We start from the raw sequence: 503 nt of genomic DNA, 5'->3' as shown, positions 1-503 counted from the left end.
GATGGGAAATTGCATTTAATTGCGGGAGCATTCCAAGATGCTGGAAATGCTGTGAATAAAGCGAAACAATTTATTCAGCCAGATGCAAGTGAGTACGGAATGGTTTCTTCGCATAATGAAGTATTTAAAAAACGAAATCGAGAATTGATAAAGCAAATGATGAAATAATAAAGTGAAACTTTAATCAGTGGGGTTTCGTTCCTCCCTCACCTAACTTCTTTGCTTCCGCCGAATTTTGAGGTGGTGGTCTTACTGCCCGGCAAATAGCGGGATAAAGCACCTCTATCTTATAATATGTTTTGTCATCCCAATAGAGAATGCTTCAAACCCTAGAGATTCATAGTAAGATTGCAACTTTTCTACACACATAAGTTGTGGAATAACCTTGTTTTGTTCACAGTGCTGGATTAATCGTTTCACTATTTCTTTTCCGATGCCACTAGACTGATATTTTGGCAATACACCAACTCCACAAATAATGCCTGTTATGACTCCATCTGATA

Annotated in this window: 1 protein-coding gene; it reads right to left on the bottom strand. The window is 38.0% G+C overall.

The annotated features are described in order from the left end of the window. Positions 1-282: 282 nt before the first annotated feature. On the bottom strand, positions 283-503 hold a 221-nt coding region (locus A4A58_RS29835; protein WP_139069932.1), incomplete at its 5' end, for a GNAT family N-acetyltransferase.

Origin of the sequence: Tardiphaga robiniae (assembly GCF_001618955.1) — a bacterium.
In the GTDB taxonomy this organism is placed as follows: domain Bacteria; phylum Pseudomonadota; class Alphaproteobacteria; order Rhizobiales; family Xanthobacteraceae; genus Tardiphaga; species Tardiphaga robiniae_A.
This window is presented reverse-complemented; position numbering and strand designations above follow the sequence as displayed.